At 50.5% G+C, this 442-nt stretch carries 1 protein-coding gene; it reads right to left on the bottom strand.

Going from position 1 to position 442, the window contains the following annotated elements; all coding sequences use genetic code 11:
* The coding region (locus UF06_RS00025; protein WP_139046219.1) for an efflux RND transporter permease subunit at window positions 1-442 on the bottom strand (442 nt) is incomplete at both ends.

Below are 442 nucleotides of genomic sequence, written 5' to 3'. Positions count from 1 at the left end.
CTTGGACATAGGCGGTAGCTCGGTAAGTTTGCTGTCTTCTGGTTAAGGTTACCGTGGCATTTTTGCCTAAACGGGTCCTGTTGCCGTTATCGGTTTTGCTCCCCCAACGTTTCAGGTGTTCAGCATTCGATACTTGAATGTCGGCACTGCCGTTGTACAGTGCGAACTCACCAAGAGCCTGACCTGTCGCCGATTGATAGTTGTTGTCGCTCAAGACGCTGTTGACGTCGGTTGCGGTCAGGTTTAAGGCCGCCAACTTCCCTGGACCCAGCCAAACCCGCAGGGCATATTTCATCCCTCCATACAAGATGATGCTGGTGACGCTGTCGATGGCATAAAGCTGAGGATTGATCACCCGTTCAAGACAGTCGGTGATTTGGCTTAACTCCAGCCCATCACTGGTGAAACCGCTATACATTATGTCTTTTACACATATCTGCTT

Source organism: Vibrio sp. S234-5 (genome assembly GCF_000960595.1).
Taxonomy (GTDB): domain Bacteria; phylum Pseudomonadota; class Gammaproteobacteria; order Enterobacterales; family Vibrionaceae; genus Vibrio.
Note: the sequence above shows the minus strand (reverse complement) of the source record. Positions and strands in the feature narration are given on the sequence as shown.